This is a genomic window from Nonomuraea sp. 3-1Str (assembly GCF_031570565.1).
GTDB lineage: Bacteria > Actinomycetota > Actinomycetes > Streptosporangiales > Streptosporangiaceae > Nonomuraea.
The window spans coordinates 62,804-86,686 of the sequence record NZ_JALHBK010000034.1; the positions used below are offsets into that span (position 1 = coordinate 62,804).

24 protein-coding genes are annotated in these 23,883 nt (G+C 73.2%); 10 read left to right on the forward strand and 14 right to left on the reverse strand.

What is annotated here, in order from left to right:
- Positions 1-83: 83 nt before the first annotated feature.
- The 6 genes from MTP10_RS36475 (at position 84) to MTP10_RS36500 (ending at position 6,412) form a co-directional block, all read left to right on the forward strand.
- On the forward strand, positions 84-728 hold the full coding sequence (locus MTP10_RS36475; protein ID WP_310715717.1) for a DUF4142 domain-containing protein: 645 nt from the start codon (positions 84-86) through the stop codon (positions 726-728).
- The gene (locus MTP10_RS36480) at positions 725-2,182 is read left to right on the forward strand and encodes a DUF1996 domain-containing protein (RefSeq protein ID WP_310715718.1); all 1,458 of its coding nucleotides are present in this window, start codon (positions 725-727) and stop codon (positions 2,180-2,182) included. The genes MTP10_RS36475 and MTP10_RS36480 overlap by 4 nt, the downstream gene beginning before the upstream one ends.
- A gap of 225 nt (positions 2,183-2,407) precedes the next feature.
- On the forward strand, positions 2,408-3,190 hold the full coding sequence (locus MTP10_RS36485) for a hypothetical protein (protein WP_310715719.1): 783 nt from the start codon (positions 2,408-2,410) through the stop codon (positions 3,188-3,190).
- Positions 3,187-3,333 carry a hypothetical protein gene (locus tag MTP10_RS36490; RefSeq protein WP_310715720.1) on the forward strand — a complete coding sequence of 49 codons (147 nt, stop codon included), beginning with the start codon at positions 3,187-3,189 and terminating at the stop codon, positions 3,331-3,333. The genes MTP10_RS36485 and MTP10_RS36490 overlap by 4 nt, the downstream gene beginning before the upstream one ends.
- Positions 3,330-4,826, forward strand: coding sequence for an NADH-ubiquinone oxidoreductase-F iron-sulfur binding region domain-containing protein (locus tag MTP10_RS36495; RefSeq protein WP_310715721.1), 1,497 nt, complete (start codon positions 3,330-3,332; stop codon positions 4,824-4,826). The genes MTP10_RS36490 and MTP10_RS36495 overlap by 4 nt, the downstream gene beginning before the upstream one ends.
- Before the next feature lie 161 nt (positions 4,827-4,987).
- Positions 4,988-6,412: an FAD-binding oxidoreductase gene (locus MTP10_RS36500; protein WP_310715722.1), complete on the forward strand. Its 1,425-nt coding sequence runs from the start codon at positions 4,988-4,990 to the stop codon at positions 6,410-6,412.
- On the opposite strand, the gene MTP10_RS36505 is transcribed toward MTP10_RS36500, so the two are convergent.
- From MTP10_RS36505 to MTP10_RS36515, 3 genes are read right to left on the reverse strand one after another with little or no spacing between them, the layout of a single operon-like run.
- The gene (locus tag MTP10_RS36505; protein ID WP_310715724.1) at positions 6,380-8,368 is read right to left on the reverse strand and encodes an acetoacetate--CoA ligase; all 1,989 of its coding nucleotides are present in this window, start codon (positions 8,366-8,368) and stop codon (positions 6,380-6,382) included. The two genes, MTP10_RS36500 and MTP10_RS36505, sit on opposite strands and share 33 nt — an antisense overlap.
- 58 nt (positions 8,369-8,426) lie before the next feature.
- Positions 8,427-9,284 (reverse strand): serine hydrolase, encoded by an 858-nt coding sequence (locus MTP10_RS36510; RefSeq protein WP_310715726.1) that lies wholly within the window; start codon positions 9,282-9,284, stop codon positions 8,427-8,429.
- Positions 9,281-10,198: a LysR substrate-binding domain-containing protein gene (locus MTP10_RS36515; protein WP_310715728.1), complete on the reverse strand. Its 918-nt coding sequence runs from the start codon at positions 10,196-10,198 to the stop codon at positions 9,281-9,283. The genes MTP10_RS36510 and MTP10_RS36515 overlap by 4 nt, the downstream gene beginning before the upstream one ends.
- Positions 10,199-10,284: 86 nt before the next feature.
- Between MTP10_RS36515 and MTP10_RS36520 the strand changes: the two genes are divergently transcribed.
- Positions 10,285-11,895, forward strand: a complete 1,611-nt coding sequence (locus MTP10_RS36520; protein WP_310715729.1) for a penicillin-binding transpeptidase domain-containing protein — start codon at positions 10,285-10,287, stop codon at positions 11,893-11,895.
- A 3-nt stretch (positions 11,896-11,898) separates the two neighbouring features.
- On the opposite strand, the gene MTP10_RS36525 is transcribed toward MTP10_RS36520, so the two are convergent.
- From MTP10_RS36525 to MTP10_RS36575, 11 genes are all read right to left on the reverse strand, one after another.
- Positions 11,899-12,591, reverse strand: coding sequence for a haloacid dehalogenase-like hydrolase (locus MTP10_RS36525; RefSeq protein ID WP_310715731.1), 693 nt, complete (start codon positions 12,589-12,591; stop codon positions 11,899-11,901).
- A gap of 82 nt (positions 12,592-12,673) precedes the next feature.
- Entirely contained in the window at positions 12,674-13,300 is a 627-nt protein-coding gene (locus tag MTP10_RS36530; protein ID WP_310715733.1) for an HAD family hydrolase, read from the reverse strand.
- Positions 13,301-13,394: 94 nt separating this feature from the next.
- Positions 13,395-13,844, reverse strand: a complete 450-nt coding sequence (locus MTP10_RS36535; protein WP_310715735.1) for a DUF2690 domain-containing protein — start codon at positions 13,842-13,844, stop codon at positions 13,395-13,397.
- Positions 13,845-13,943: 99 nt separating this feature from the next.
- A complete protein-coding gene (locus MTP10_RS36540) occupies positions 13,944-14,525 on the reverse strand; it encodes a DUF6912 family protein (RefSeq protein ID WP_310715737.1) in 582 nt (193 codons plus the stop codon).
- A 54-nt stretch (positions 14,526-14,579) separates the two neighbouring features.
- A complete protein-coding gene (locus MTP10_RS36545; protein WP_310715739.1) occupies positions 14,580-15,227 on the reverse strand; it encodes an HAD family phosphatase in 648 nt (215 codons plus the stop codon).
- Positions 15,228-15,385: 158 nt separating this feature from the next.
- Complete coding sequence (gene nagZ / locus MTP10_RS36550; protein ID WP_310715741.1) at positions 15,386-16,747, reverse strand: beta-N-acetylhexosaminidase; 1,362 nt, start codon at positions 16,745-16,747, stop codon at positions 15,386-15,388.
- A 120-nt stretch (positions 16,748-16,867) separates the two neighbouring features.
- Positions 16,868-18,595 (reverse strand): phosphoenolpyruvate--protein phosphotransferase, encoded by a 1,728-nt coding sequence (ptsP, locus tag MTP10_RS36555; RefSeq protein ID WP_310715742.1) that lies wholly within the window; start codon positions 18,593-18,595, stop codon positions 16,868-16,870.
- On the reverse strand, positions 18,592-18,849 hold the full coding sequence (locus tag MTP10_RS36560) for an HPr family phosphocarrier protein (RefSeq protein ID WP_310715744.1): 258 nt from the start codon (positions 18,847-18,849) through the stop codon (positions 18,592-18,594). The genes ptsP and MTP10_RS36560 overlap by 4 nt, the downstream gene beginning before the upstream one ends.
- A gap of 114 nt (positions 18,850-18,963) precedes the next feature.
- A complete protein-coding gene (locus tag MTP10_RS36565; RefSeq protein WP_310715746.1) occupies positions 18,964-19,410 on the reverse strand; it encodes a PTS glucose transporter subunit IIA in 447 nt (148 codons plus the stop codon).
- Between the two features lie 11 nt (positions 19,411-19,421).
- On the reverse strand, positions 19,422-19,658 hold the full coding sequence (locus MTP10_RS36570) for a glucose PTS transporter subunit EIIB (RefSeq protein ID WP_310715748.1): 237 nt from the start codon (positions 19,656-19,658) through the stop codon (positions 19,422-19,424).
- Positions 19,659-19,717: 59 nt separating this feature from the next.
- Positions 19,718-20,752 carry an SIS domain-containing protein gene (locus tag MTP10_RS36575; protein WP_310715750.1) on the reverse strand — a complete coding sequence of 345 codons (1,035 nt, stop codon included), beginning with the start codon at positions 20,750-20,752 and terminating at the stop codon, positions 19,718-19,720.
- A 118-nt stretch (positions 20,753-20,870) separates the two neighbouring features.
- Here MTP10_RS36575 and MTP10_RS36580 point away from each other — a divergent pair, with 118 nt between their 5' ends.
- The 3 genes from MTP10_RS36580 to MTP10_RS36590 all read left to right on the forward strand — a co-directional run bounded on the left by MTP10_RS36580 (position 20,871) and on the right by MTP10_RS36590 (position 23,869).
- On the forward strand, positions 20,871-21,611 hold the full coding sequence (locus MTP10_RS36580; RefSeq protein ID WP_310715752.1) for a GntR family transcriptional regulator: 741 nt from the start codon (positions 20,871-20,873) through the stop codon (positions 21,609-21,611).
- A 33-nt stretch (positions 21,612-21,644) separates the two neighbouring features.
- Positions 21,645-23,093, forward strand: coding sequence for a PTS transporter subunit EIIC (locus MTP10_RS36585; protein WP_310715753.1), 1,449 nt, complete (start codon positions 21,645-21,647; stop codon positions 23,091-23,093).
- 335 nt (positions 23,094-23,428) lie between these two features.
- Positions 23,429-23,869 carry an Rv3235 family protein gene (locus MTP10_RS36590; RefSeq protein WP_310715755.1) on the forward strand — a complete coding sequence of 147 codons (441 nt, stop codon included), beginning with the start codon at positions 23,429-23,431 and terminating at the stop codon, positions 23,867-23,869.
- The last annotated feature ends 14 nt before the right edge of the window (positions 23,870-23,883 follow it).

Consider the following 23,883-nt stretch of genomic DNA (forward strand, 5'->3'; position numbering starts at 1 on the left):
TAGCCACTCCGATAACTCCAGTCATTTCTGACTATTCGCCGCTATGAGTGAACCGGTCCTGGAGGCTCCGCGTACCTCCGGTCATGCACAGGCTTCTACGCGGTGAGGTCCTCATGTTCGGCGGCTTCGCCGTGGCCGCGGTGGCGACGATTTTCCTGGTCATGCCATCGTCGGCCGCGCCCGTGTCCGCCGAGTGGACGGTGCTGCCCTCCGGCCCGCTGGGGCCGGCCGACCGCGACCTCCTGGTCAAGGTACGGCAGGCAGGGCTCTGGGAGATACCCGTCGGACGGTACGCGCAGGAACGCGCGGGGTCCGATCGGGTCAAGGACGTCGGCATGCATCTGGTGGAGGACCACACCAAGCTGGACGTGGTCACCCGCCGGCTCGCGGCCAAGCTGGGCGTGCCGCTGCCCGACCAGCCCAATCCCGACCAGCAGAGCTGGATGGCTCAACTGGCGGCCGAGAACGGCCCCGCCTTCGACCGGGACTTCGCCAACCTGCTGCGCGCGGCGCACGGGAAGGTCTTCACCGTCGTGGCGGGCGTCCGATCCGGGACCCGGAACGGCGAGGTACGCAAGTTCGCCCAGCAGGCGGTGAACGTGGTCATGAAGCACATGACGCTGCTGGAGTCCACCGGCCTGGTCGACTTCGACGAGCTGCCCGAGCCCCCGACCCCCTCGGCCACTCCACCCGCCCCCGCGGCGGTCGAAACGAGGAGACAACCATGAGTAAGTCGAGACGCATGGCCGCGGCCATGTCCGCCCTGGCCGTGGTGGCCGGCGGTCTGGTGTCCGCGGCCGTCTTCAGCGTCAGCCCGGCGCTCGCCGACCACTGCGACCCCGCAGAGCAGGGCCACCAGGAGCAGACGACGACGAGGGCCCAGCGCCAGGGCCAGCCCACGCAGGCGCCGGACGGCCAGGACCAGGACAACCAGGACCAAGGCCAGCAGGACCAAGGCCAGCAGGACCAAGGCCAGCAGGACCAGGGTCAGGACCAGAACAACCAGAACCAGGACCAGGACCAGGCCAACCAGCCCCCCGACGGCCGGCAGCAGAACACGAACCAGCGCAACGGCGACCAGCAGCAGCAGAACACCGACCAGCAGGGCGACGGCGGCGGTGCGCTCTCCCCGGCGCCCGACCCGAACGGCCAGGACCAGGACGGCCAGGACCAGGGCGACCAGCAGGCGGCCCAGCCCACCCAGTCGGCGAACCCGCTGTTCCGCCGGCGCGGCCGGGGCAACCAGCAGCAGCCGACCCGGCGGCCCACCGCCACGCCGTCCCCCACGGCCACCGGCGGCGGCGAGGCGGAGTGCGCCGACCTGGGCCCGTTCCTGACCGACTTCGTCGACATCCGCCAGGTCCAGCAGACCTCGATCGACCCGCCTCGTGGCGGCCGGGGCGGTTCGCGTGGCACGTTCGTCTCCGCGTGCGGCACCAACCGCAACGGGCACAACAACCCGGACAACTTCATCGTCGCGCCGGGCGTGTCGAACGGCGCCCACCACCTGCACGACTACGTGGGCAACCTGTCCACGAACGGGTTCTCGACCGACGAGAGCCTCTCGGCGGCGGGAACGACGTGCCGGTTCGGCGACAAGTCGACGTACTTCTGGCCGGTGCTCCGCGACCGCAAGGTGGACGTGAACGTCAACGACCCGGACGGCAACGTCGGCCAGGTGCTGCGTGCCCGCTCGGTGACGCTCCAGTTCCGCGGCAACCCGGCGTCCCGGGTGACGGCCATGCCGCGGTTCCTGCGACTGATCACCGGTGACGCCAAGGCGGCCACGAACGGCGGGGCCAACGCCCGCGCGGCCTGGAGCTGCACCGGCTTCCAGAACCGAATCACCACGAAATATCCGCTTTGCCCGCGGGGTAGTCAGGTGCTGCGTATTCTGAACTTCCCGAGTTGCTGGGACGGGCAGAACACCGACAGCGCCAACCACCGCACGCACGTGGTCTTCCCTGACCAGAGCGGTGCCTGCCCCGGAGGTATGAAGGCTGTTCCGCAGCTGCGGATGACCCTCTCCTACAGCGTTCCGCAGGGTCCCTCGTTCGCCGTGGACGCCTTCCCCGAACAGCAGCACAACCCCATCACCGACCACGCGGACTTCGCCAACGTCATGTCCGACCGGCTGATGTCCTTCGTGGTCGACTGCATCAACCGGGGCCGCCGCTGCTGACCTGATCACGCGCCATCCACCGGGTCGCCCGCCGGCCCCGCCACCCGACACCGCCCTCCCGCCGTACCGCGCACGAGCCCGCCATCCCGGGCCGGGCGCGGCGGCAAGCCGGAGCGGCGGTCACGGGCCGGCGGGCGCCGGACGGGCGATCTGGGTGGACGGCGAAAGATCAGAACGGCCCGGACCCTCCCGAGGCGCACCCTCAACTGACCTTGGAGGGAAAGAATGCTCCACAGACGACACCCCCGGCACGCGCCGGCCAAGCTGGACACCAGGAACGTCCGGCTCGGCTTGAGCGCGGCCATCATGGCGCTGGCCCTGTCGGCCTTCGCCCTGACCAGGACCGACCGCGGCATGTCCGTGTTCGGCCAGGGGGTGAGCTTCCTCGAGTTCTACGCCGGGGTCTTCGCCCTGGTGCTGCTGACCGCCACCGTCGGGCTCGGCCTGCTCACGACCGAGCGCGTCTTCCTCTCCCCGTCGAACCGCGTCAGGGCCCAGCTCGCACACCGGGCCACCGCCGCGATCGGCATGGGTTACATGGTCACCCACATCGGCCTCATGGTCAGCCTCGGCCACGTCCCGCCGGCCGCGGCCGTGATCCCCGTGGCCGGTGTCTGGGTGGGCTTCGGCGCCCTCGCCTCCAACCTCATGATCGCGGTCGTGGTGACGGGCGTCATCCGGGGACGCTTCGCGGTGACGGGCAAGCCGTGGATGTGGCGGACGATGCACGCCGGCGCCTACCTGGCCTGGCCGGTGGCCATCCTGCACGGGCTGACCGCCGGCCGCAACGCCGCGGCCTGGGTCACCTGGTCGTACTCGGCCTGCCTGGCGGCGGTCGGGTCGGCACTGCTCGTCCGGGTGCTGGCCACGGTCCTGCGCCCGGCGGTACGGCCGGAGCTCGTGCCCACTCCCGCGGTCTCCGACGCGCCCGCGGCTCGCCGCCTGAAGGAGGTCGACGCCCCGGTCAGCCTGGCCGCCGCACGGCGGAAGTACAGGGAGGCGGGATGATCCCGCCCCGCGCCTCCCAGGAGACCCCCGCTCCCACGGGGCTCCCCGTCTTTCCGGAGACCCCCGCTCCCGGGGACCTCCGCATCACCAAGGAGATCTCTCTCCTCGCCCCCCAGGAGACGACCATCCAGGAGACGTTGTGATCCCGCACCGAGCACCGGATGTGCTGCGGCTGGGCCCCGCCCGGCTGACCGCCGGGCTGGACCACACCAGGCGGCTCGACCTGCCGGCGCACCGCACGCTGCACGGCGAGCCCGCCCCCCGCGACGTGGAGACCCTCATCGCGGAGGTGAACGAGGTCGACATGCGCGGCCGGGGCGGCGCCGCCTTCCCCTTCGGCCGCAAGCTGCGCGCCGTCGCCGACGCCGCCGGCTCCCGCGAGAGCGTGGTGCTGGTCAACGGCGCCGAGGGCGAGCCGGCCAGCTCGAAGGACGCGATGCTGCTCATCCGCGCCCCCCATCTCGTCCTCGACGGCGCCGTGCTGGCCGCCGAGGCGCTGAACGCCCGCGAGGTGATCGTCGCCACCGCCCGCGGCGAGGTGGCCGAGTCCTCCATCGCCGCCGCCGTGGCCGAGCGGCGCGCCGCCAAGGTCGCGGGCGCGACCGAGAGCCACATCCCGATCCGCGTGGTCGGGATCGAGGAGCGGTTCATCTCCGGCGAGGGCGGGGCACTCGTCCGCGCCGTGAACGGCCTGGAGGGCATCCCGCCGGGCCGCAAGAAGCGAGCCGCGACGAGCGGCGTGGACGGCCTGCCTACCCTGCTGTCCAACACCGAGACCTTCGCCCAGCTCGCCCTGCTCGCCGAGCTGGGCCCGGAGAAGTACGCCGAGGTGGGCACCAGCAAGGAGCCCGGGACCGTGCTGCTCACGGTCAGCGGCGGCGCCGCGACCAACGTGGTCATCGAGGCGCAGACGGGCACGCTGCTGGCCGACGTGCTCGACCTGTGCGACGCCGAGCCGGGCGAGGGCGTGCTGATGGGCGGCTACCACGGCGCCTTCCTGACGCCCCAGGCGGCCGTGTCGGCGGTCATCTCCCGCGAGGGCATGAAGCAGGCCGGCGCCGACCTCGGCGCGGGGATCATCGTGCCGCTGGGCGAGGCGACCTGCCCGCTGGGCGAGGCGGCCCGGGTGGCCGCCTACCTGGCCGCGCAGTCGGCCGGCCAGTGCGGCCCGTGCCGGCTGGGCCTGCCGGACGTCGCCCGGCAGCTCCTCGCGCTGGCGGACGGGACCGGCTCGACCGACGCCGTGCGCCGGGCGGTGCGGGCCGTCGAGCGGCGGGGCGCGTGCTTCCACCCGGACGGCACGGCCAAGTTCGTGCTGTCGGCGCTGGACGCGTTCGAGAGCGACATCGCGCTGCACCTGGAGTTCGGCTCGTGCGGCCGGCCGGTGCTCGGCGTGCTGCCGCTGCCGGAGCAGGAGGTGGAGCCGGAGTACCGGCTGGACGTGGACTGGACCCGCTGCCAGGGGCACGGGCTGTGCGCGCACCTGCTGCCGGAGTTCGTGGAGCTGGACGAGTACGGCTTCCCGTCGTTCCGGACCGTGCCGGGCTGGATGGCGAAGGAGGCGCGCCGCGCGGTCGACATGTGCCCCGCGCTGGCGCTGCGCCTGGCCGAGTCGTCGATGGCGCGCACGGGCTGAGCGGCCCGCGGGCCCGCCGGGAGGGGCTCCGGCGGGCCCGCGGGCTCCCCGCGTGCGCCTGCGACGGCGTGTCCTGCGCGCATACATCAGATCGTGATGAACCCGCACGTCCACGGCGGCATCTCACCGGATGTACCGACGATGACCGCTGGGAGCCGACCATGGACCGCCGCCACTTCCTCCGCGCCGCGGCGCTCGCCCCTGTGCTGGCTCCCGTGCTCTCCACCGGGCACACCCGGGCGCCGGACTGGGCGAAACTGCGGCGCGGCCTGTCGGGCACGCTGGTGCTGCCCAGCGACTCCGGCTACGGCTCGGCCCGCCGCCTGTTCAACCCGGTCTTCGACCGGATCAGGCCGCGCGGCGTCGCCTACTGCGCCGGCCCGGCCGACGTCGCGCGCTGCCTGGCGTTCGTCCGCGCGAACGGGCTGCCGGTCACGGCCCGCTCCGGCGGCCACTCCTACGCGGGCTGGTCCACCGGCACCGGCCTGGTCGTGGACGTCTCCCGGATGAACAAGGTCGGCTACGCGGACGGCCGGGCGACGGTCGGGGCCGGGGCCAAGCTGATCGACGTGTACTCCACGCTGGCCCGGCACGGGGTGAGCGTCCCGGCGGGCACCTGCCCCACGGTCGGGGTGGGCGGCCTCGCGCTGGGCGGCGGCATCGGCGTGCTGTCCAGGAAGTACGGCCTGACCTGCGACACGCTGGAGTCCGTACGGATCGTGACGGCCGACGGCCGGGTGCTGGACTGCGACGAGCGGAACCACCCCGACCTGTTCTGGGCGTGCCGGGGCGGTGGCGGCGGCAACTTCGGCGTCGCCGTGTCGTTCACGTTCCGCACCCACGCGACGAGCGACCTGAACGTGTTCTTCCTGCGCTGGACCTGGGCGAAGGCGGCGGCCGCGCTGGCGGCCTGGCAGGAGTGGGCGCCCGCCGCGCCCGACGAGCTGTGGTCCACGCTGCACCTCACGCGCGACCCGGGCGGGCCGGAGGTGCGGATCACCGGGGTGCACCTGGGCGGCAAGGCCGAGCTGGACCGGCTGCTCGCCCCCGTCGTGGCCCGGATCGGCCGCCCGGCGTCCCGCACCGTCTACCGGACCTCGTACCTCCAGGCGATGAAGGTGATGGGCGGGTGCTCGTCGCTGACCGTGGACCAGTGCCACCCCTCGCCGCACGGGCGGCTGGGCCGGGCCGCCTTCGCCGCCAAGTCGCACCTGGCCTACCGGCCGCTCACCCCGGACGGGGTGCGGGCGCTGGTGGCCGAGGTGAGCCGCCCCGGGCCGCACTCGGTGCTGTTCGACGCCATGGGCGGCGCCGTCGCCCGGGTACGGCCCGACGCGACGGCCTTCCCCCACCGGGCGGCGCTGTACAGCGTGCAGTACTACCAGGAGGGCAACGACCGCGCCTGGCTGCGCCGGATCCAGAGCGCCATGGCCCCGCACTTCGGCGAGCACGCCTACGTCAACTACATCGACCCGGACCTGAAGAACTGGCGTACCGCCTACTACGGGGCGAACGCCGCCCGCCTGGCCCAGGTCAAGGCCGCCTACGACCCGTCACGCCTGTTCCGGCTCCCTCAGGGGGTCTAGCCTGAAGTGCTCCAGGACCTCCGGGTTGGCCATGGCGTCGGGGTTGGCGGCCTGCTCGACGGGGGTGCCGAGGAGGATTCTGCGGACCGGCACCTCCAGCTTCTTGCCCGACAGGGTGCGCGGGATCCCGGGGACCGCCCGGATCTCGTTGGGCACGTGCCGGGGCGACAGCTCGTCGCGCAGCGCCACGCACAGGGCGCGCGTCAGCTCGTCGGTCAGCTCGGCCCCCTCGGCCAGGGTCACGTACAGCAGCAGCCTGCCCTCCTGGCCGAGCACGCCGGTGTCGATGACCAGGCTGTCGGCGATGTCCTCGAACCGCTCGACCACCCGGTAGAACTCGCTCGTGCCCATCCGGACGCCGCCCCGGTTGAGGGTGGAGTCGGAGCGGCCGTAGATGACGCAGCTCCCGTCGTCGTCGATCTTGATCCAGTCGCCGTGCCGCCAGACGCCGGGGTAGACGTCGAAGTAGCTCTCGCGGTAGCGCTCGCCCTCGGGGTCGTTCCAGAACATGACCGGCATCGACGGCATCGGCCGGGTGAGCACCAGCTCCCCCACCTCGCCGACGACCGGCCGGCCTTCGGGGTCGTAGGCGTCCACGGCGGCGCCCAGCGAGCGGCACGGGATGACGCCCGCCCGGATGGGGTGCAGCACGGTGGCGCCGACGAAGCCGGTGCACACGTCCGTGCCGCCCGAGAACGAGCCGATCGGCACGCCCGGCAGCTCCTCGTGCACCCAGGCGAAGCCCTCCGGCGGCAGCGGCGAGCCGGTCGAGCCGACGCCGCGCAGCCGCTCCAGCCCCTCGGGGTGGAGACCCGCCTTGAGGGAGGCCATGATGTACGGCGCGCCCACCCCGAAGTAGGTGACGCCCTCCGAGGCGGCGATCCGCCACAGGGTGGCGGGTGAGGGATGCGTGGCCGAGCCGTCGTACAGCACCGGGACGGCCCCCACCAGCAGGGCGCCGATGAGGTAGTTCCACATCATCCAGCCCGTGGTGGTGTACCAGAAGAACACGTCCCCCTCGCCGAGGTCCTGGTGGAAGGAGAGGGACTTCAGGTGCTCCAGCACCACGCCGCCGTGCCCGTGGACGATGGGCTTGGGCAGGCCGGTGGTGCCGCTGGAGTAGAGGATCCACAGCGGGTGGCCGAACGGCACCCGCTCGAACTCCAGCGGGCCGCGCTCCGAGCGCAGCCCCTCCCAGCCGATCACCTCGCCGTGCGGGAGGGACCGCGCCGGCCCGGGGGCGGGCTCGGCCTGCTGGGGCGGCAGGCCCTCGGCCGCCGCCGACAGGTACGGGATCCACACGGTGGCGCGCAGCGACGGCAGGGCGGCGGCGATCTCGTTCACCGCGGTCGAGCGGTCGTAGGCCTTGCCGTTGTAGCGGTAGCCGTCGACCGCGATCAGCACCTTGGGCTCGATCTGCTTGAACCGGTCGACGATGCTCGCCACCCCGAAGTCGGGCGAGCCGGCCGACCAGATCGCGCCGAGGGAGGCGGTGGCGAGGAAGGCGACGAGCGCCTGCGGGATGTTCGGCAGGTAGGCGGCGACGCGGTCGCCGCGGCCGACGCCGAGGCGCACCAGGCCGGCCCGGACGCGGGCGACCTCCTCGCGCAGCTCCTCGTGGCCGATCTCCTGGCGGGCGCCGTCCTCCGAGACGAACACCAGGGCCGTGCCCCCGGAGTGGCGCAGCGCGTTCTCCGCGTAGTTGAGGCTGCTTCCGGTGAACCATTCGGCGCCCGGCATCGTCCCGGAGATGACGGGCCCGTCACCACGCTCGCCGACGACCTCGAAGTGGTCCCAGATCGACGTCCAGAAGTCCTCCGGACGCTCGACGGACCACCGCCACACCTCCTCGTAGCCCGCCCCCGCCCGGCCGAGCCACTCCAGGTACCGGGTGAGCTTGGCCTGCTTGACGATCTCTTCGGTCGGCTCCCAGAGAAGTGCCCCTTCAACAACCATGTGCCCCATCCTGTCGCCCGTGTGGCCGGAAGTCATACCCGATCCGCCACACAACTAGCTAGCGCCTCAGGTGGTCCACCGCCATACGCGCGGCCGTGCCGATCACGGCGTCGGCGCGCGGCTGGTTGACCGCGGGGCTGAAGGACCGGGTGAACACCGCCACCGCGTACCGGCCGCCGTCGGGGTACTCGACCACGCCCGCCTCGCTGCGCAGCGTCGGCAGCGTGCCGGTCTTGCCGCTGACGTCCACGTCGTCGTACGGGAAGCCGGAGGCCAGCCGGTGCGGCCACACCTGCTTGTTCAGCACGGCCCGCATCCAGGCGCAGGAGGAGGGGGAGGCGGCCTCGTCCCGCCAGATGAGCCCGAACAGCGTGGCCATCTCGCGCGGCGTGCTGCGGTTGGTGCGCCGCGGGTCGAGCACGCGCAGCCGGTCGATCTCCTCCAGGTCGAGGTACGGCCAGTTGTGGCCGGCGTCCTCGGCCATGCTCGCGTAGAGGTCGGCCGCCTTCTGCCGGACCCGGGTGCCCGTCAGCCCGAACCCGGCCAGCATGGCGTTGATCGCCTCGAACCCCACCTGCTCCGACAGCACGTCCGCGGCGGTGTTGTCGCTGACCGCGATCATCAGGTAGGCGAGGTCCCGCAGCGACATCGTGACGTCGTCCAGCATGGCCGACAGCCCCGTGGGGCCGAAGACCCGCTCACCCGCCCGCACGGTCACCGGCGCGGCCGGGTCGAGCAGCCCGGCGTCGGCCTGCCGGCAGAAGGCGACCAGCAGCGGCACCTTGAACACCGACGCCGTCGGCACCGGGTCGTCGGAGCCGTGCCCCACCTGCCTGCCGGTGTCGATGTCGGTCGCGTGCAGCCAGCCGGTGACGCCCGCCGCGCGGAACACGCCGCCGAAGTCCGGCCCGCTCATGCCAGCACTCCCGGCCGCCGGCTGACCCGCCGCACGGGCGCCGCGCCCTCGTCCACCATCCCGGCGCGCTCCTTCAGGGTTCGTACGGCCATCGCGGAGAACGCGGCGACCGCTTCGCTCTCGGCCCGCCAGGCTGTGGAGACCCGACCGGCGATCGGCGAGCCTAGCAGCGGGCGCCAGGCCAGCCCCGGCAGCTCCGCCCGCGGCCCGAACGCGACGGCCGCGCCGGCGAGCACCAGGCCCAGCCCGGCGCCCTCGTGGACCTGCGGCGGCACGTACCCCTGGCGGCGGCATTCGGCCAGCACCTCCGCGTGGACGCCAGGCTCGCCCTCGCGGGGCGGCATCAGCAGCTCGCGGCCGGCCAGGTCGGCCAGGTGCAGCTCGCCGCCCCGGGCCAGCGAGTCCTCCTCGGCCAGCAGCACACCCTGCGGCTGCACCAGGGCCGGGCCGAACAGCAGGCCGGGCGCGGTGACGGGGTGGCGCACGATGCCGACGTCGATGGCGCCCTCGGCCAGCGCGGCGACCTGCTCGGCCGTCCAGATCTCGGCGGGCGCGAGCCGTATCCCGGGGTGGCTCTCCCGGAAGCCGGCGACGAGCCCGGCGATCACGGCGGGCGCGAGGTCGGGCGGGACGCCGACGCGCAGCACGGCGCCCTGGCCGTGGCGGGCCAGCTCACGCAGCCGGTCGACCCGGGCGACGATCTCGCGGGCCTCGCCGAGCAGCAGCCGGCCGGGCTCGGTGAGCCGGACCTGCCGGGCGGAGCGGTCGAACAGCCGCACGCCGAGCTCCTCCTCCAGGCGCTTGATCCGCTGGCTGAGCGGCGGCTGTGCCATGCCGAGCCGGATCGCGGCGTTGCCGAAGTGGAGTTCCTCCGCCACCACGATGAAGTAGCGAAGGTGCCGGACGAGGTCCATGAGCAGCAACTATATCTGAACTCATATGACTTCTTCGCCCATATCAGTATTGGACAGGGCGCAGGTCATTCTGGTCTTCTCACCTCATGGCACCACCAACGGGGACAATGTACGCCCATCTCAGGGAGGAGAGCCCACGGCCGCGCAGGCGGCGCAGGTGGCCGTGGATCACCGCGGCACTTCTCGTCCCGGCGCTCGCGGCCGGCGGCACGCTCTGGGCGCTGCGCACCGAGGGCTCGCCGGAGCGGACCGCCGACGCCTACCTGAACGCGTGGTCGGCACAGGACTACGCGGCGATGCGCCGTCTCGTCGCCGACCCGCCCGCCGACTTCGAGGACTGGCACCGGCGGTTCCTCACCGATCTCCAGGCCGAGCGCGCCTCCTTCCACCGCGACGTACCGAACGGGGTCTTCGCCCAGAGCGTGGGGGACGACGGGACCGTGTCCTTCGACGCCGGGCTCCAAGGAGTGAAGGACTGGGACTACGACGGTGAGCTCAAGCTCGTCGAGCGCGGCGGCACGTGGAAGATCGCCTGGAGCCCGGCCACCATCCACCGCCTGCTCGGGAAGGGCAGGTCGCTGCGGACGATCACCCGGCCGGGCGAGCCGGCGCACGTCCTCGCCGCCGGCGGCGAGCGCATCGACACCCCGGGCACGCCCGGCTCCGTGCAGCAGCTCGTCGAGGGCCTCAAGCAGACGTACCCCGACTGGTTCGCCCCGTACAAGGAGAGCACGATCGAGCTCTACGAGGGTGAGGAGCCGGTCGAGACCCTCGTCAAGGCCACGGGGAAGGAGTCGCTGAAGACCACGCTCGACCTCAAGGTGCACCGGGCGGGCGCCCGGGCGCTGGAGGGCGTGGACAAGCCGGCCTCGCTGGTCGCGCTGCGGCCCTCCACCGGCGAGATCCTCGCCGTGGTCAACAAGCCCGGCGGCTTCAACCGGGCGCTGCTCGGCAAGTACCCGCCCGGGTCGACGTTCAAGGTCGTCACCGCCTCCGCGCTGGTCGCGGACGGCGCGAAGCCCGACGCGCAGGTGAACTGCCCCGCCGAGCAGAACATCGGCGGCTTCCCCTTCCACAACGCCGGCTTCAAGGACTACGGCGCGCTGCCCTTCCGCGACGCCTTCGCCCACTCGTGCAACACCACCTTCGGCGCGATGACGGTGGACCGGCTCGGCGCCGACCGGCTCGCCAAGGTGGCCGCCGACTTCGGGTTCGGCGCGGCGATCACGCCGGGCGTGCCGGCCGTGAAGGCGGAGTTCCCGGCGCCGAAGGACGACACGGACCTCGCCTCCGCCGCCATCGGGCAGGGCCGGGTGCTGGCCAGCCCGCTCAACATGGCCTCCGTAGCCGCGGCCGTCGCCGCCGGCGCCTGGTGGCCGCCCCGGCTGGTCCCGGAGGAACGGATGCCGGACCACACGCTCCGGCCCCGGCCTCTGGAGCAGAACGTCGTGCGGGCGCTGCGCGACCTCATGCCGGCCGTCGTGACCGACGGCACGGCGCACGACGTCAGCTTCCCGGAGGGCACGGCCGGCAAGACCGGCACGGCGGAGTACGGCTCGGGCAAGGAGCCGCCCGCGCACTCGTGGTTCGTCGGCTACCGCGGCGACCTGGCGTTCGCGGTGATCGTGGAGGGCGCCGGAGCCGGGTCGGCCGTCGCCGCCCCGGTCGCGGCCCGCTTCCTCAAGGCGCTCGCCTGAGCGTCACGCCGGGGTGGTGAGGCGGGCGACGGCGGCCACCACCTCGGCGGCGTCGGACAGGTCGGGCAGCACGATGTCGGCCCCGGCCTCGCGCAGCTCGGCCGTGGTCGAGCGGCCCGAGGCCACCGCGATCATCGCCGCGCCGCCGATCCGGGCGGCCTGGACGTCGCGCGCCGAGTCGCCGATGACCACCGTGTTGGCGGCCGTGAACGGCGTGCCCAGCCGCTGCCTGGCCCGCCCCTGCGCGACCTGGAGCAGCGTCGCCTTCGGGTAGGCCTCCTCGCCGTAGCCGCCGAGGTCGAAGTCGATGTGCTTGTCCAGGCCGAACGCCTTCAGCTTCAGGACGGCGTTGCCCTTGATCGTGCCGGTCAGCACGGACTGGACCACGCCGTCGAGCCGGGCCACGGCCTTGAGCGCGTCCTTGGCCCCGGGCATCGCCCGGCCCTCCTTCGGCAGCCGGCCGCGCCGGTCGGCGAAGGCCGAGGCCAGCGCCGCGAGGAACTTGGGCAGGTGGGCGTCCTCGGCCACGACGCCGTTGACGGCGAGGGTCTCGAAGACGATCTCGGAGTCGGGGCGGCCCAGCGCCGGGGCGAGCTTGACGAGCGGGCGGCCGGTCACGGCGCGGAACGCCTCGGCGTAGGCGTCACGGGTGACGATGGCGACGTCGACCAGGGTCAGGTCGATGTTCCAGAGCACTAGGCGGTTGATGGCGGCCTCCTGGGGGGACCCTGCAAGGGTACGGCCGGGGGAACCGGCGTGGCTCCCGGACCCGCGGCCGTCAGATGTGGTCGAGGGCCTGGGCCAGGGTGTCGACGACCGGCAGGCCCGTGGCCTCCAGGTCCGCCCGCGAGGTCATGCCGCCCGTGTAGAGGACGGCCCGCGCCCCCACGTGGCGGGCGGCGATGCCGTCGTCGACGCTGTCGCCGATCACCAGCACCTGGCCCGGCTCCACGTCGAGCGCCTCGATGTGGGCCGCCATGTGCTCGGCCTTCTCGCCGCCGGTGACCCCGACCAGCCCGTCCACCCGGGTGAAGTGACCGGTGATGCCGAACGACTCGACGATCGGCACCAGGTGGGAGTGGGGGGCCATCGAGCACAGCGACTGCGTGCCCGTCCAGCTCGCCAGCGTGGCCAGCGCGCCCTCGGCCAGGCCGCAGGCCACGCTCAGCCGGAAGTAGTGCTCGTGGAAACCGGTGTCGAGCGTCTCCCACTCGCCCTCGGTCAGCGGGCGGCCCAGCAGCCGCTCGTAGGCCAGCCAGATGGGCCGGGTGTAGACGGCGCGGAAGCCGTCGGCGGTGAGAGGGGGCAGCTGGTAGGAGCTGAAGACCTCGTTGGTCGCTCCGACGACGGCGTCGATGTCGTGGAAGAGCGTGCCGTTCCAGTCCCAGATGATGTGCTTCGTCATGGCCGTTCCAGACTAGCGGCCGGCGGTGACATCCCGGTGGACGGACGGGCCGCGGCCCACTGGACCGCGGCTACGCCCGTACGGGGGCAGGCTGCTACTTGCAGGCCTGGCCGGTGCCGCCGGAACCGCGCTGGCCGCCCTGGCCGCTGCCCCACTTCACGCTGGCGCTGCCCCAGGCGCAGATGTTGTTGCCGTTCACCATGTTGCCCCAGTGGCGGCCGCCGTTGCCCTTCTTGAACTGGAAGGTGTCCACCGTGCCCCTGGCGTTCTGGACGGTGATCGAGCCGTAGCCGGCGGTGATCGTGCTGATCTCGACCCAGTTGGTCTTGCACCGGAACGAGTACTTGAGCATGACGGTGCCGATCTTGCCGTCAAGCTGGCTGTTGATATTCCCGGTGCGGACGGTGCGGGCAGAGTTGCCGCACCCGGTCTGGTAGGGGTCCTTGTGGTCGTACCCGCGGGCGGAGGCCGCCTGGGCGGGGGACGTCACGATGAGGGCCGTGGCCAGCGCGCCCACGGCGGTCACCACTGCTCGAAGCTTCACAGAAACCGACTCCTTCTGTCACGGACAAGTCCAGCCTGTGATCTTAGCCAGTCCGATCAAGAAAGGGGCAAGGCACTTTACCCGGTATTTAACATGTCCCTAATGATCGTCCCGGAGCAGGTGCGGGATCTCCTGCGTGGCGTACCACATGAGCTCGTGCGCCTCGGCGCCGTCCACGGTGAAGCGGGCGTCGTCGTCGCCCGCGTCGGAGGCGGGCAGCGCTTCGATGGCCGCCCCGATGTCGGGCACGGCGTACAGGTCGTCCACGTGCACCGCGGCGACCTTGGACATCGGCACCGGGCGGGTCAGCCGCACCGTGGCCCGCTCCTCCAGGTCGGCGCCGGCCTTCAGCGTGTCGTCGGGCACCTCGGCGGCCACCACCACCCGCCGCGGCGCCCACGCGTGGCCGTCCTCGTCCTTCTCGGGCCGCGGCTCGTCGCCTGCCGGCGGCTCGTCCCCGGGCTTCACGGGCTCGGCGGGGCGGTCCGCGGCCAGCAGCCTCAGGGAGGCGCGGGCGGCCTCGGTGAGCGCGACGTACTCGAGCTCCTCGGTGTCGCCCGAGGCGTACCACTCGGTCAGCGCGGGCGTCACCGCGTAACCGGTCAGCGGGGCCGGGCCCAGCTCGCCCGCCTCCACCGCGCGGGCGAGGGCGGGCAGCGTGCACGGCAGGTAGACGCGCATCAGGAACCTTTCAGAGCGTGCGGAAGCACCGGTCGGCAGGGTGCGAGGGCACCATCATGCCGGTCGGAGGGGGATCTGGAGGAGCGACTCGAGGGACGCGATGGTCGTCTCGGGGTCGCGGTGGTGGATGCCGTGGATGCCGAGGGCGCGGGCCGCGGCGATGTTGGCCTCGATGTCGTCGATGAACACGCACGACTCGCCCGGCAGCGCCAGCAGGTCGAGGGCGTGCCGGAAGATGCGGGGCTCCGGCTTGCGCATGCCGACCTCGCCGGAGATCACGACCGCGTCGAAGATCTCGTCCCAGTCGTCGCGCGGGTAGGTGTTGGACCACGAGTTGGACAGCAGGCACGTGCGCAGCCCGTGCCGCTTGACCGCGCGCAGCATGTCGTACATGGCCTCGGCGCGCTCGAAGCCGACGAACATCCGCTCCAGCAGGCCCTCCGCCTCCGGCGGCACCCCGTCGAGGGTCAGCAGCCGGGCGGCCAGGTCACGCTCGAAGACGGAGCCGTCCAGCTCGCCGCGCTCCAGCGCGTGGACGACCGTCTCCTCCTCCGCGTCGCCGTACGCCTGGTGCACCATCTCGCTCATGACCGCGTGATAGTGGGCGTGGTCGATGCGGTCGGCCGCGATCCACTTCGCGATGGAGTCGGACATGCTGGTGGTCAGCACCCCGCCCCAGTCGATCAGAACACCCGCTACCACACCGCCTCCTCGGACCGCTCCCGCTCCTGCTCCCGCTCCAAGCGTAGAGCGTCGCACGTGTGGCGATGATGGGCACTATTCCGGGATAAAGGATCACCGGATTACCTGGTTGAATCCTTCCAGGGGGTCGGCCAGCCGGCCGTGGCTCCCAGGGACGGTCACCCGCCCTCGCGGGCGACACGGGCGGCCAGGCGGCGGTGCTCGGCCGAGCGCAGCACGCCGGCCGCCTCGGCCGCCGAGGCCCGCGGCGCCGCGCGCAGGAAGCCACGGGCCTGCCGCAGGGTCAGCAGCCGCGTCACGGACTGGTCGAGCCGGGCGCGGCTGATCCGTCCCGACTTCACGGCGGACAGGACCGCGTCGTACGCCTTGGGCAGGTCGTTGGGCATGAGCAGCAGGTCGGCACCGGCCAGCACGGCGCGCACGGCCACCTCGCCGTCGCCGTACTTCTTGCGCACGCCCTCCATGTTGAGCGCGTCGGTGGAGATCACGCCCTTGAAGCCGAGCTTCTCCCGCAGCAGCCCGGTCAGGATGGGCTTGGACAGCGTCGCGGGGTCGCCCGACGGGTCGAGCTTCGGGAACACGATGTGCGCGCTCATCACCGCGTCCACCCCGGCCGCGATGGCCGCCCTGAACGGCGGCGCGTCGATCCGCTCCCACTGCGCGCGCGTGTGCTTGATCACCGGGAGCCCGGTGTGGCTGTCGACGTCGGTGTCGCCGTGGCCGGGGAAGTGCTTGGCGGTGGCGGCCACCCCGGCGTCGCCGAAGCCCTTGACCGCGGCCGAGACCATCGTGGCGACCTTCGCCGGCTCGTCGCCGTAGGCCCGCCGGCCGATGACGGGGTTGTCCGGGTTGACGTTGACGTCCGCGACGGGGGCGAAGTCCAGGTTGACGCCGACGGCGCGCAGTTCCTCGCCGGTCGCCTTGGCGACGGCCCGCGCCCGCGCCGGGTCCCGGGTGGCGCCCACGGTGGAGGCGCCCGGGAACGTCGTCATCAGCGCGCCCATCCGGGACACCAGGCCGTTCTCCTGGTCGGTGCCGATGATCAGCGGCACGCGCGGGGACGCGGCCTGCAGGCCGTTGGTGAGGGCGACGACCTGCGAGACGCTCTTGATGTTGGCGGGGAAGAGGATGACACCGCCGAGGTGGTACCTGGCGATGACCTTGGCCGGGGTCTGGGCGCCGTACCTGGCCTGGTTCTCGCCGGACACCGTGCCTGCGGCCGTGCCGTACAGGAGGGGCATGAAGAGCTGGCCGACCTTCTCCTCCGCGCTCATCCGGGCCAGCACCCGGCGCACGTCGCCGCTCGCGGCGGGGACACGGCTCGGCGCGGAGGCCCCGGACGTGCTCGCCGGGGTGTCCTCACCGGCCGGGGCGGTGGCCGTGGGGGAGGCCGCGGGGGAGGTGGGCGCGGCGGGTGGGGCGGCGGCGCGGGTGCCCGGTGTCGCCCCCGCCGTGCCGCCTCCCCCGCACGCCGTCAACGCGAACACGAGCAGCCCTGCCATGCCGATCCGTCCAGACATGCCTCCAACCGTATCCACGCCACGGCCCCCTCGGCGCCGCGCGCGGCTACCGGCCGCCCGCGGGGGACGGGCCCGGCGCGCCACCGCGAGTCACAAGCCGCAGGTCACGAGGCCGTCCGGTCACAGGCCGAGGGCGGTGAGGGCCGGGAGCTCGGCGCGGGCGGCGGTGCGGGCCTGAGCCGGGGTCATGGCCGCGCGTGCCGCCTCGGCCGCCCGCCGGCACTGGTCCAGCGTGTGCTCCCCCAGCCCCGCCCGCACGGCCGGCAGCGCGGCGGCCCCCATGGACAGCGACGTGACCCCGAGCCCCACCAGCACGCAGGCCAGGGCCGGATCGGCCGCCGCCTCCCCGCAGACGCCGCACGGCCGTCCCGCCCCCGACGCGCCGGCGGCGGTCAGGTGGACGAGGTCGAGCAGGGCGGGCTGCCACGGGTCCTGGAGGTCGCCCAGCGTGCCGAGCTCCCGGTCCGCGGCGAACGCGTACTGCGCGAGGTCGTTGGTGCCGATCGACAGGAAGTCCACCTCGGCGGCCAGGCTCGCGGCCCGCAGCGCCGCCGCCGGCACCTCGATCATCACTCCCGCCCGGGGCAGCCCCCTGGCCCGGCACGCCTCCGCGAACCACGCGGCCTCCTCGGCCGTGGCCACCATGGGCGCCATGACCTGGAGCTCGGCCGTCTCGGAGGCGGCGGCCCTGGCGAGCGCCCCGAGCTGGACGTCCAGGACGTCCCCGAACCTGCGCAGCAGCCGCAGGCCGCGCTCCCCCAGCGCCGGGTTCGGCTCCTCGGCGGGAGGCGGCAGGAAGGCCAGCGGCTTGTCGGCGCCGGCGTCGAGCGTGCGGGCCACCACCGTGCGGCCGGGGAAGGCCGCCAGCGCCGCCCGGTAGGCCCGCTCCTGCTCCTCGGCCGGCGGCGCCTGCCTCCTGCCCAGGAAGAGGAACTCGGTCCGGTAGAGACCCACGCCCTCCGCCCCGTGGTGCAGGGCGGCGTCCAGGTCGCCGGGGCCGCCGATGTTGGCGAGCAGCGGCACGGGGTGGCCGTCACGGGTCCGGCCGGCCTCGCCCGCCCGCTCCACGGCCGCCCGGCGGGCCCGGGCGGCGCCCGCGACCCTGGCCAGCTCCTCGCCGGTCGGGTCGGGCCGTACCTCGCCGGAGGTCCCGTCGACCAGGACGGTCGTGCCGGGCGGGATCGCGGTCGCGCCGGCGCAGCCGACGACGGCGGGCACGCCCATCGCGCGGGCGAGGATCGCGGTGTGGCTGGTCGGCCCGCCCTTCTCCGTGACGAACGCGGCGACGACGGCTCTCGACAGCAGCGCGGTGTCGGCGGGGGCGAGGTCGCGCGCGATCAGCACGTACGGCCGGGGCGCTCCGCCGGGCTCGGCGGGCGGGGCCGGCTCGCTGGGCAGGCCCGGCAGGGGGTGGCCGGTGAGCAGGGCGATCGCGCGGTCGCGGACGTCGTCGAGGTCCGCCACCCGCTCTCCCAGGTAGCCTCCGGCGCCCGCCAGCGCCGCCCGGTACTTCGCGAAGGCGGAGAAGATCGCCCGCGGCGCGGCGACCCCCTCGTCGACGAGCGCCTCCACCCCCACGGCCAGCCCGGGATCGGCGGCCATGAGCGCCTGCGCCCGCAGGATGTCGGCACCCTCGCGCCCTGGAGCGTCGGGGTCGGCCTCCAGCCGGTCCGCCCGCGACTCCAGCTCGCCTGCCACCTGGTGGAGGGCCGCCAGGGCGCGCTCCTTCTCGGCGTCCGCGTCGCCCGTGTGGGCGGAGTCCTCGGGGGGTTCCGGGACGGACGCCGTCAGGATGTACGCGGGCCCGTGTCCGGCGCCCGGGCTCACTCCCGCCCCCGCCAGGCTCATGGCGATCCGGCGATCTTCGCGAGCTCGTCCAGGACGGCGTCGGCGCCGTCGCCCTCGGCCTTGATCACGACTGTCTCGTCCTGCTGCACGTCCAGCGCGAGGATCTGCAGGATGCTCTTGGCGTTGACCGGGTCGCGGCCCGGCTTGGCGATCGAGACGTCCATGGGCGCCTTGACCGCCGCCCGCACGAACGTGGCCGCCGGGCGGGCGTGCAGTCCCACCTCCGCCACCACGGTGACCTTGCGTTCAGGCATGAAAAACTCCTTCTTCCTGTGCCGGTCCAGACCGTGCTGGACCTCCTACCATCATCGATGCCGGAAAAGGTGCGAAGCCACGCGGGTCATCACCGCCCGGTCAGACCAGACGGGTCAGAGCCAACGGAACAACTCCTCCCCTACCCGGACGGTTCCCGCCGCGACGCCGCTGACCGAGCCGGCGTCCGCGTCGAGGGCGACGACCGGGCAGACCGGCGACCGCCCGCCCGCCTCGATCGCGGCCGGGTCCCAGGCCACGACGGGCTGCCCGGCGTTGACCCGGTCGCCCTCCGCCGCGAGGAGCTCGAACCCCTCGCCCTTGAGCTGCACAGTGTCGATGCCGAGATGTACCAGCACGCCTCTGCCGTCGTCGCCGACGATCACGTAGGCATGCGGGTGCAGTTTCATGATTCTCCCCGATATGGGGGCCACGGCCTTGCCGGGCTCCCTCAGCGGGTCGATCGCCGCTCCGGGACCCACCATCCCCGCGGAGAACACCGGATCGGGGACGGCCGCCAACTCCACCGCCGACCCCTGGACAGGGGCGAGAACAGTCGTCATGGTCTCGCCCTCTAGCCGATGAGGTCCTCGATGTCGCTGGCGATCGTGTCGGCCTCCGGGCCGACGACGACCTGGACCACGTTGCCGGCCGCCATCACGGCGTGGGCGCCCGCCGCCTTGAGGGCGGCTCGGTCGACCTTGGACGCGTCGCGCACCTCGGTCCGCAGCCGGGTGATGCAGGGCTCGATGTCGATGATGTTCCCGGCACCGCCGAGCCCGGCGATGATCGCGCTCGCATCCGCCGCCATCCGTCCTCCTCCTTACCGTCCGACCAAGGCTAGACGACCGTCCGTGACCGCCGTCCCGCTCAGTCGGTCTGCGTCACCTTGTTGAGGCCGCGGGGGGCGTCGGGGTCGACGCCGAGCCGGCGGGCCAGGGCCTCGGTCAGGAGCTGGCCGGGGATGATCAGCCCCATCGGCGCGACCCATTCCGGCAGGTCCGGGCCGTTGAGCGAGGCGGTTCCGGCCGCGGCGAGCGCCGGGCCGCCGCCGATCGTGAACGCGGGCGCGCCGGCCGCGACGACCCGCTCGGCCAGGGCGACGGTCCCGGCCAGCGTGGGGCTGTTCTCCGCGGCGAGGAGCAGCGCGGGGGTCTCGGCGTCCACGACCGCGATCGGGCCGTGCAGCAGGTCGGCGTACGACAGGCCCATGGCGTGCAGGTAGCACGCCTCCTTGAGCTTGAGCGCGGTCTCCAGGGCGGTGGAGAAGGCCAGGCCGCGGGCCGAGACGACGGCGCCGTGCTTGTCGGCCAGGCCCTCGACGACGGCGTCCAGGTCGCCCGGCGCGTCGATGAGCCCCTCGACGGCGTCCGGCACCCGCTGGAGGTCCTTCTCGTCCACCTCGGCGCCGAGGCCGAGCGCGAGCACGGCCAGCGCGGCGAGCTGCGTGGTGTAGGTCTTCGTGGCCGGGACGGCCTTCTCCTCCCCGGCGAGCGTGCACAACGCCAGGTCGGCCGCCTGCGCGAGCGGGCTGTCCGGACCGCCGTTGGTGATGCCGACGGTCTTCGCGCCGCAGTCGCTCGCCCAGGCCAGCGTCTCCACGATCTCCTCCGTACGGCCGGACTGGGAGATCGCCACGGCCAGCACGCCGTCGAGGTCCAGCCTGCGGCGGTACGTCGTCGCGATGGACGGCGCGGCGAGCGCGGCCAGCCTCCCCGCGCGCGACTCGATGAGGTAGCGGCCGTAGACTGCGGCGTTGTCCGACGTGCCGCGGGCGATGAACAGCAGCTGGCGGGTCCGCTCACCCAGCGCCCGCACCTCGCCGACCCGGGGGAGCAGGGAGTCGAGCGTGGCCCTCAGCGCCGCGGGTTGCTCGGCGATCTCGCTGCGCATCTTGCTGGTCATCTCACGCTCGCAATCGTTACCGTTCGGACTTGACCCTGTTTTGCGACATGTGGTCTAGTCCGGACTAGACCAGTACGAACCATAGCCCATTGCCCAGGTCAGATCGAGGGGAGGATCCGTGGCCCACATCGATCCGGACAGCCCGGTGCCCAAGTACTTCCAGCTGCGCGAGATCCTGCTGGACCTCATCGACAGCGACGAGCTGAGCATCGGCGCGGCCATCCCGTCCGAGCGGGAGCTCTGCCAGCGCTTCGGCCTGTCCCGCATGACCGTCCGGCAGGCGGTGGACCACCTGGTGTCCGAGGGGCGGCTGCACCGCGTGCCCGGCAAGGGCACGTTCGTCGCCCGCCCCAAGATCGAGCTGGCCCTCCAGCTCACCTCGTTCAGCGACGACATGCGCGCCCGCGGCATGGAGCCCGGCTCGCGCGACCTCGACCGGCGGATCGTGCGCGCCAGCGCCCACCTGGCCAAGGAGCTGGGCATCCAGCCGGGCGAGGAGGTCCACTTCATCGAGCGCCTGCGCACCGCCGACGGCGAGCCGCTGTCCATCGAGCGCGCGCACATCCCCGTCCGGCTCGCCCCCGGCCTCGGCGACCTGGACCTGTCCGGCAAGTCGCTGTACGAGCTCCTGGAGAGCCGCTACGGCCTCGTCATGGACGCGGGCGAGCTGACCATCGACGGGGGCATCGCCGACCCGAGCGACGCCGACCTGCTCAAGCTGCCGCGCGGCGGCGCCGTGCTCCTGCTCCAGCGCAGGTCCTTCGCCGGCGGCGTCTGCGCCGAGCTGGGCGTCTCGACCTACCGCGCCGACCGCTACCAGTTGCGTACCATCCTGGAAATGCCCGCCAGACGGGGCTGAGGGCCCGGCTCCCACCCTCAGGAGGAACGCCCGGTGAACGAGACCACCGCCCGGCCTTCGCCGCCCGCCCGCGCCCTGAGCGCCCTCCGGCCGCGGTTCGCGCGGGTCATGACCGTACTCCAGCGGCTGGGCCGCTCCCTCATGCTGCCCATCGCCGCCCTGCCGGCCGCCGCGCTGCTCATGCGCTTCGGGCAGTCCGACATGCTCGGCTCCAACGGCCCCGCCCCCGGCGGCCTGGCCGACGTGGCCGGGTTCGCGTGGATGGCGCAGATCGCCCAGGTGCTGGAGGCGGCCGGCGACGCCCTGTTCAAGAACCTGCCGCTGCTGTTCGCCGTGGGCGTGGCCATCGGCTTCGCGCGCAAGTCCGACGGGACGACCGCGCTGGCGGCCGTCGTCGGCTACCTGGTGTTCGACCGGGTGTCCAAGGTGATGTTCCTCGGCTCGTCCATCCGCGACACCGTGCTGCTGCGCAAGGTCGAGGACGGCGGGATCAAGGAGGTCGTCGACTACGGGCTGCAGAACCCCACCCAGGTGCTCGGCGGCATCATGATGGGGCTCGTCACCGCCGTGCTGTGGCAGCGCTTCCACCGCATCAAGCTGCCGTCCTGGCTGGCGTTCTTCGGCGGGCGGCGCTTCGTGCCCATCGTCACGGCCATCGCGGCGCTGCTGCTCGGCGTGGTCATCGGCTGGATCTGGCCGTTCCTCGGACAGTGGATCAGCGACGCCGGCCAGGCCCTGACCACGCTGGGACCGCTCGGGACCGGCATCTACGGGCTGATCAACCGGCTGCTCATCCCGCTCGGGCTGCACCACTTCGTCAACTCGATCGTGTGGCACGTGGTGCCGCAGTGCGAGGTGGGCGGGCGGGTCCTCGGGGGTGACTGGAACTGCTACTTCGGCGGGGCCGAGCACTCCGGGCAGTTCATGGCCGGCTTCTTCCCCATCATGATGTTCGCGCTGCCGGCCGCCGCGCTGGCCATGTGGCGGGCCGCGCCGCCGCACCGGCGCCGGGCCGTGGGCGGCATCATGCTGTCGGCCGCGCTCGCGTCCCTGGTCACGGGCATCACCGAGCCGATCGAGTTCGCGTTCATCTTCGTGGCGCCGCTGCTGTTCGTCGTGCACGCCGTGCTGACGGGCGTGGCGGTGGCGGTGACGACGCTGGCCGGGGGGCAGCTCGGGTTCGGCTTCTCGGCCGGGCTCCTCGACATGCTGCTCAACGCCAGCAAGTCCAACACCCGCAACCTGCCGGCGATCCTCGCGATCGGGGTGGTGTACGGGGTGGTGTACTACGTGGTGTTCAGCTTCCTCATCCGCCGGCTGAACATCATGACGCCGGGCCGGGAGCCCGAGCCTGACGTGGACTCCGGCGAGCCCCGCACCCCTCCGGAGGCCCCCGCCCCTCCCGAGGCCCCCGCCCCTGCGGAACCGGCCACGGAGGGGCCGCCGAAGACGGCGCCGCCGGAGACGCGACCCCTCCCCTAGGACCGTTTCGCTCGCCGCCGTTTCGCCCGGGCCGTTCCCGCCGGCGTCCTTTCGCCGGCGACCCTTTCACCGGCGTCCTCTTCGCCGGCGTCCTTTTCGCTGGGGCCGTATCACCGCTCGACGGCGGTCCGGAAATCTTCCGGACGGCCGGATCCACGTCGCCGGCGACCGGAACGCCGCGCGGGACGGCCGGACACCACTCCAACTCCCGGTGATCTTCTCCGCCAACTCCCCCGAACCACCGCCCCCACCTGAGAAGTTGGCGGCCGAGGTATCCGGGGGCCGGGCCGAAAACTCCTTGTAGCGATCGTCTCCCCCGCGATTCTGGAGGGCCCATGCCATCCCTTCCCCGCACGCGCGCCGCGCGCCTCACCCCGGTCCCCGCCCGCCGCCCCGAAGCGGAGCCGCCCGCGGTGGCGGGGTCACTCGCCCTGGACTCGCTGCCGCTGGTGTGGGGTCCGCCGGGCGCCCCGCCGGACGAGCGGAGCCTGCGCCTGCTCGGTCAGGCGGTGGCCGAGGTCCTCGCCGGACGCCGCCCGCCCGAGTCGGTCGCGGACCGGCTCACCGACCACGCGTACCGGGGACTGGTGCGGGCGGGCCGCATGCTGGACACGCGCCGCCCGCCGTTCGCCGCCGTGCCCCACGTGACGGAGCCCGCGGACGGGGTGGTGGAGATGTGCGTGCTGCTGCACTGCGGCGAACGCAGCCACGTCCTGGCCATGCGCCTGGAACGACGCGGCGTCCAGTGGCTCGTCACGGACCTCGAAACCGCCTGACCCGGAAGAACGAC

Bases quoted from the DNA above. Each gene is read 5' to 3' on its own strand.
- MTP10_RS36565 (WP_310715746.1), bottom strand. From the start codon at position 19,410: ATGACGACTGTTCTCGCCCCTGTCCAGGGGTCGGCGGTGGAGTTGGCG.
- MTP10_RS36590 (WP_310715755.1), top strand. From the start codon at position 23,429: ATGCCATCCCTTCCCCGCACGCGCGCCGCGCGCCTCACCCCGGTCCCC.
- MTP10_RS36490 (WP_310715720.1), top strand. From the start codon at position 3,187: ATGATCCCGCCCCGCGCCTCCCAGGAGACCCCCGCTCCCACGGGGCTC.
- MTP10_RS36510 (WP_310715726.1), bottom strand. From the start codon at position 9,284: ATGAGCGGGCCGGACTTCGGCGGCGTGTTCCGCGCGGCGGGCGTCACC.
- MTP10_RS36505 (WP_310715724.1), bottom strand. From the start codon at position 8,368: ATGGTTGTTGAAGGGGCACTTCTCTGGGAGCCGACCGAAGAGATCGTC.
- MTP10_RS36480 (WP_310715718.1), top strand. From the start codon at position 725: ATGAGTAAGTCGAGACGCATGGCCGCGGCCATGTCCGCCCTGGCCGTG.
- ptsP (WP_310715742.1), bottom strand. From the start codon at position 18,595: ATGAGCCTGGCGGGGGCGGGAGTGAGCCCGGGCGCCGGACACGGGCCC.
- nagZ (WP_310715741.1), bottom strand. From the start codon at position 16,747: ATGTCTGGACGGATCGGCATGGCAGGGCTGCTCGTGTTCGCGTTGACG.
- MTP10_RS36485 (WP_310715719.1), top strand. From the start codon at position 2,408: ATGCTCCACAGACGACACCCCCGGCACGCGCCGGCCAAGCTGGACACC.
- MTP10_RS36575 (WP_310715750.1), bottom strand. From the start codon at position 20,752: ATGACCAGCAAGATGCGCAGCGAGATCGCCGAGCAACCCGCGGCGCTG.
- MTP10_RS36540 (WP_310715737.1), bottom strand. From the start codon at position 14,525: ATGCGCGTCTACCTGCCGTGCACGCTGCCCGCCCTCGCCCGCGCGGTG.
- MTP10_RS36570 (WP_310715748.1), bottom strand. From the start codon at position 19,658: ATGGCGGCGGATGCGAGCGCGATCATCGCCGGGCTCGGCGGTGCCGGG.
- MTP10_RS36560 (WP_310715744.1), bottom strand. From the start codon at position 18,849: ATGCCTGAACGCAAGGTCACCGTGGTGGCGGAGGTGGGACTGCACGCC.
- MTP10_RS36515 (WP_310715728.1), bottom strand. From the start codon at position 10,198: ATGGACCTCGTCCGGCACCTTCGCTACTTCATCGTGGTGGCGGAGGAA.
- MTP10_RS36475 (WP_310715717.1), top strand. From the start codon at position 84: ATGCACAGGCTTCTACGCGGTGAGGTCCTCATGTTCGGCGGCTTCGCC.
- MTP10_RS36520 (WP_310715729.1), top strand. From the start codon at position 10,285: ATGGCACCACCAACGGGGACAATGTACGCCCATCTCAGGGAGGAGAGC.
- MTP10_RS36500 (WP_310715722.1), top strand. From the start codon at position 4,988: ATGGACCGCCGCCACTTCCTCCGCGCCGCGGCGCTCGCCCCTGTGCTG.
- MTP10_RS36530 (WP_310715733.1), bottom strand. From the start codon at position 13,300: ATGACGAAGCACATCATCTGGGACTGGAACGGCACGCTCTTCCACGAC.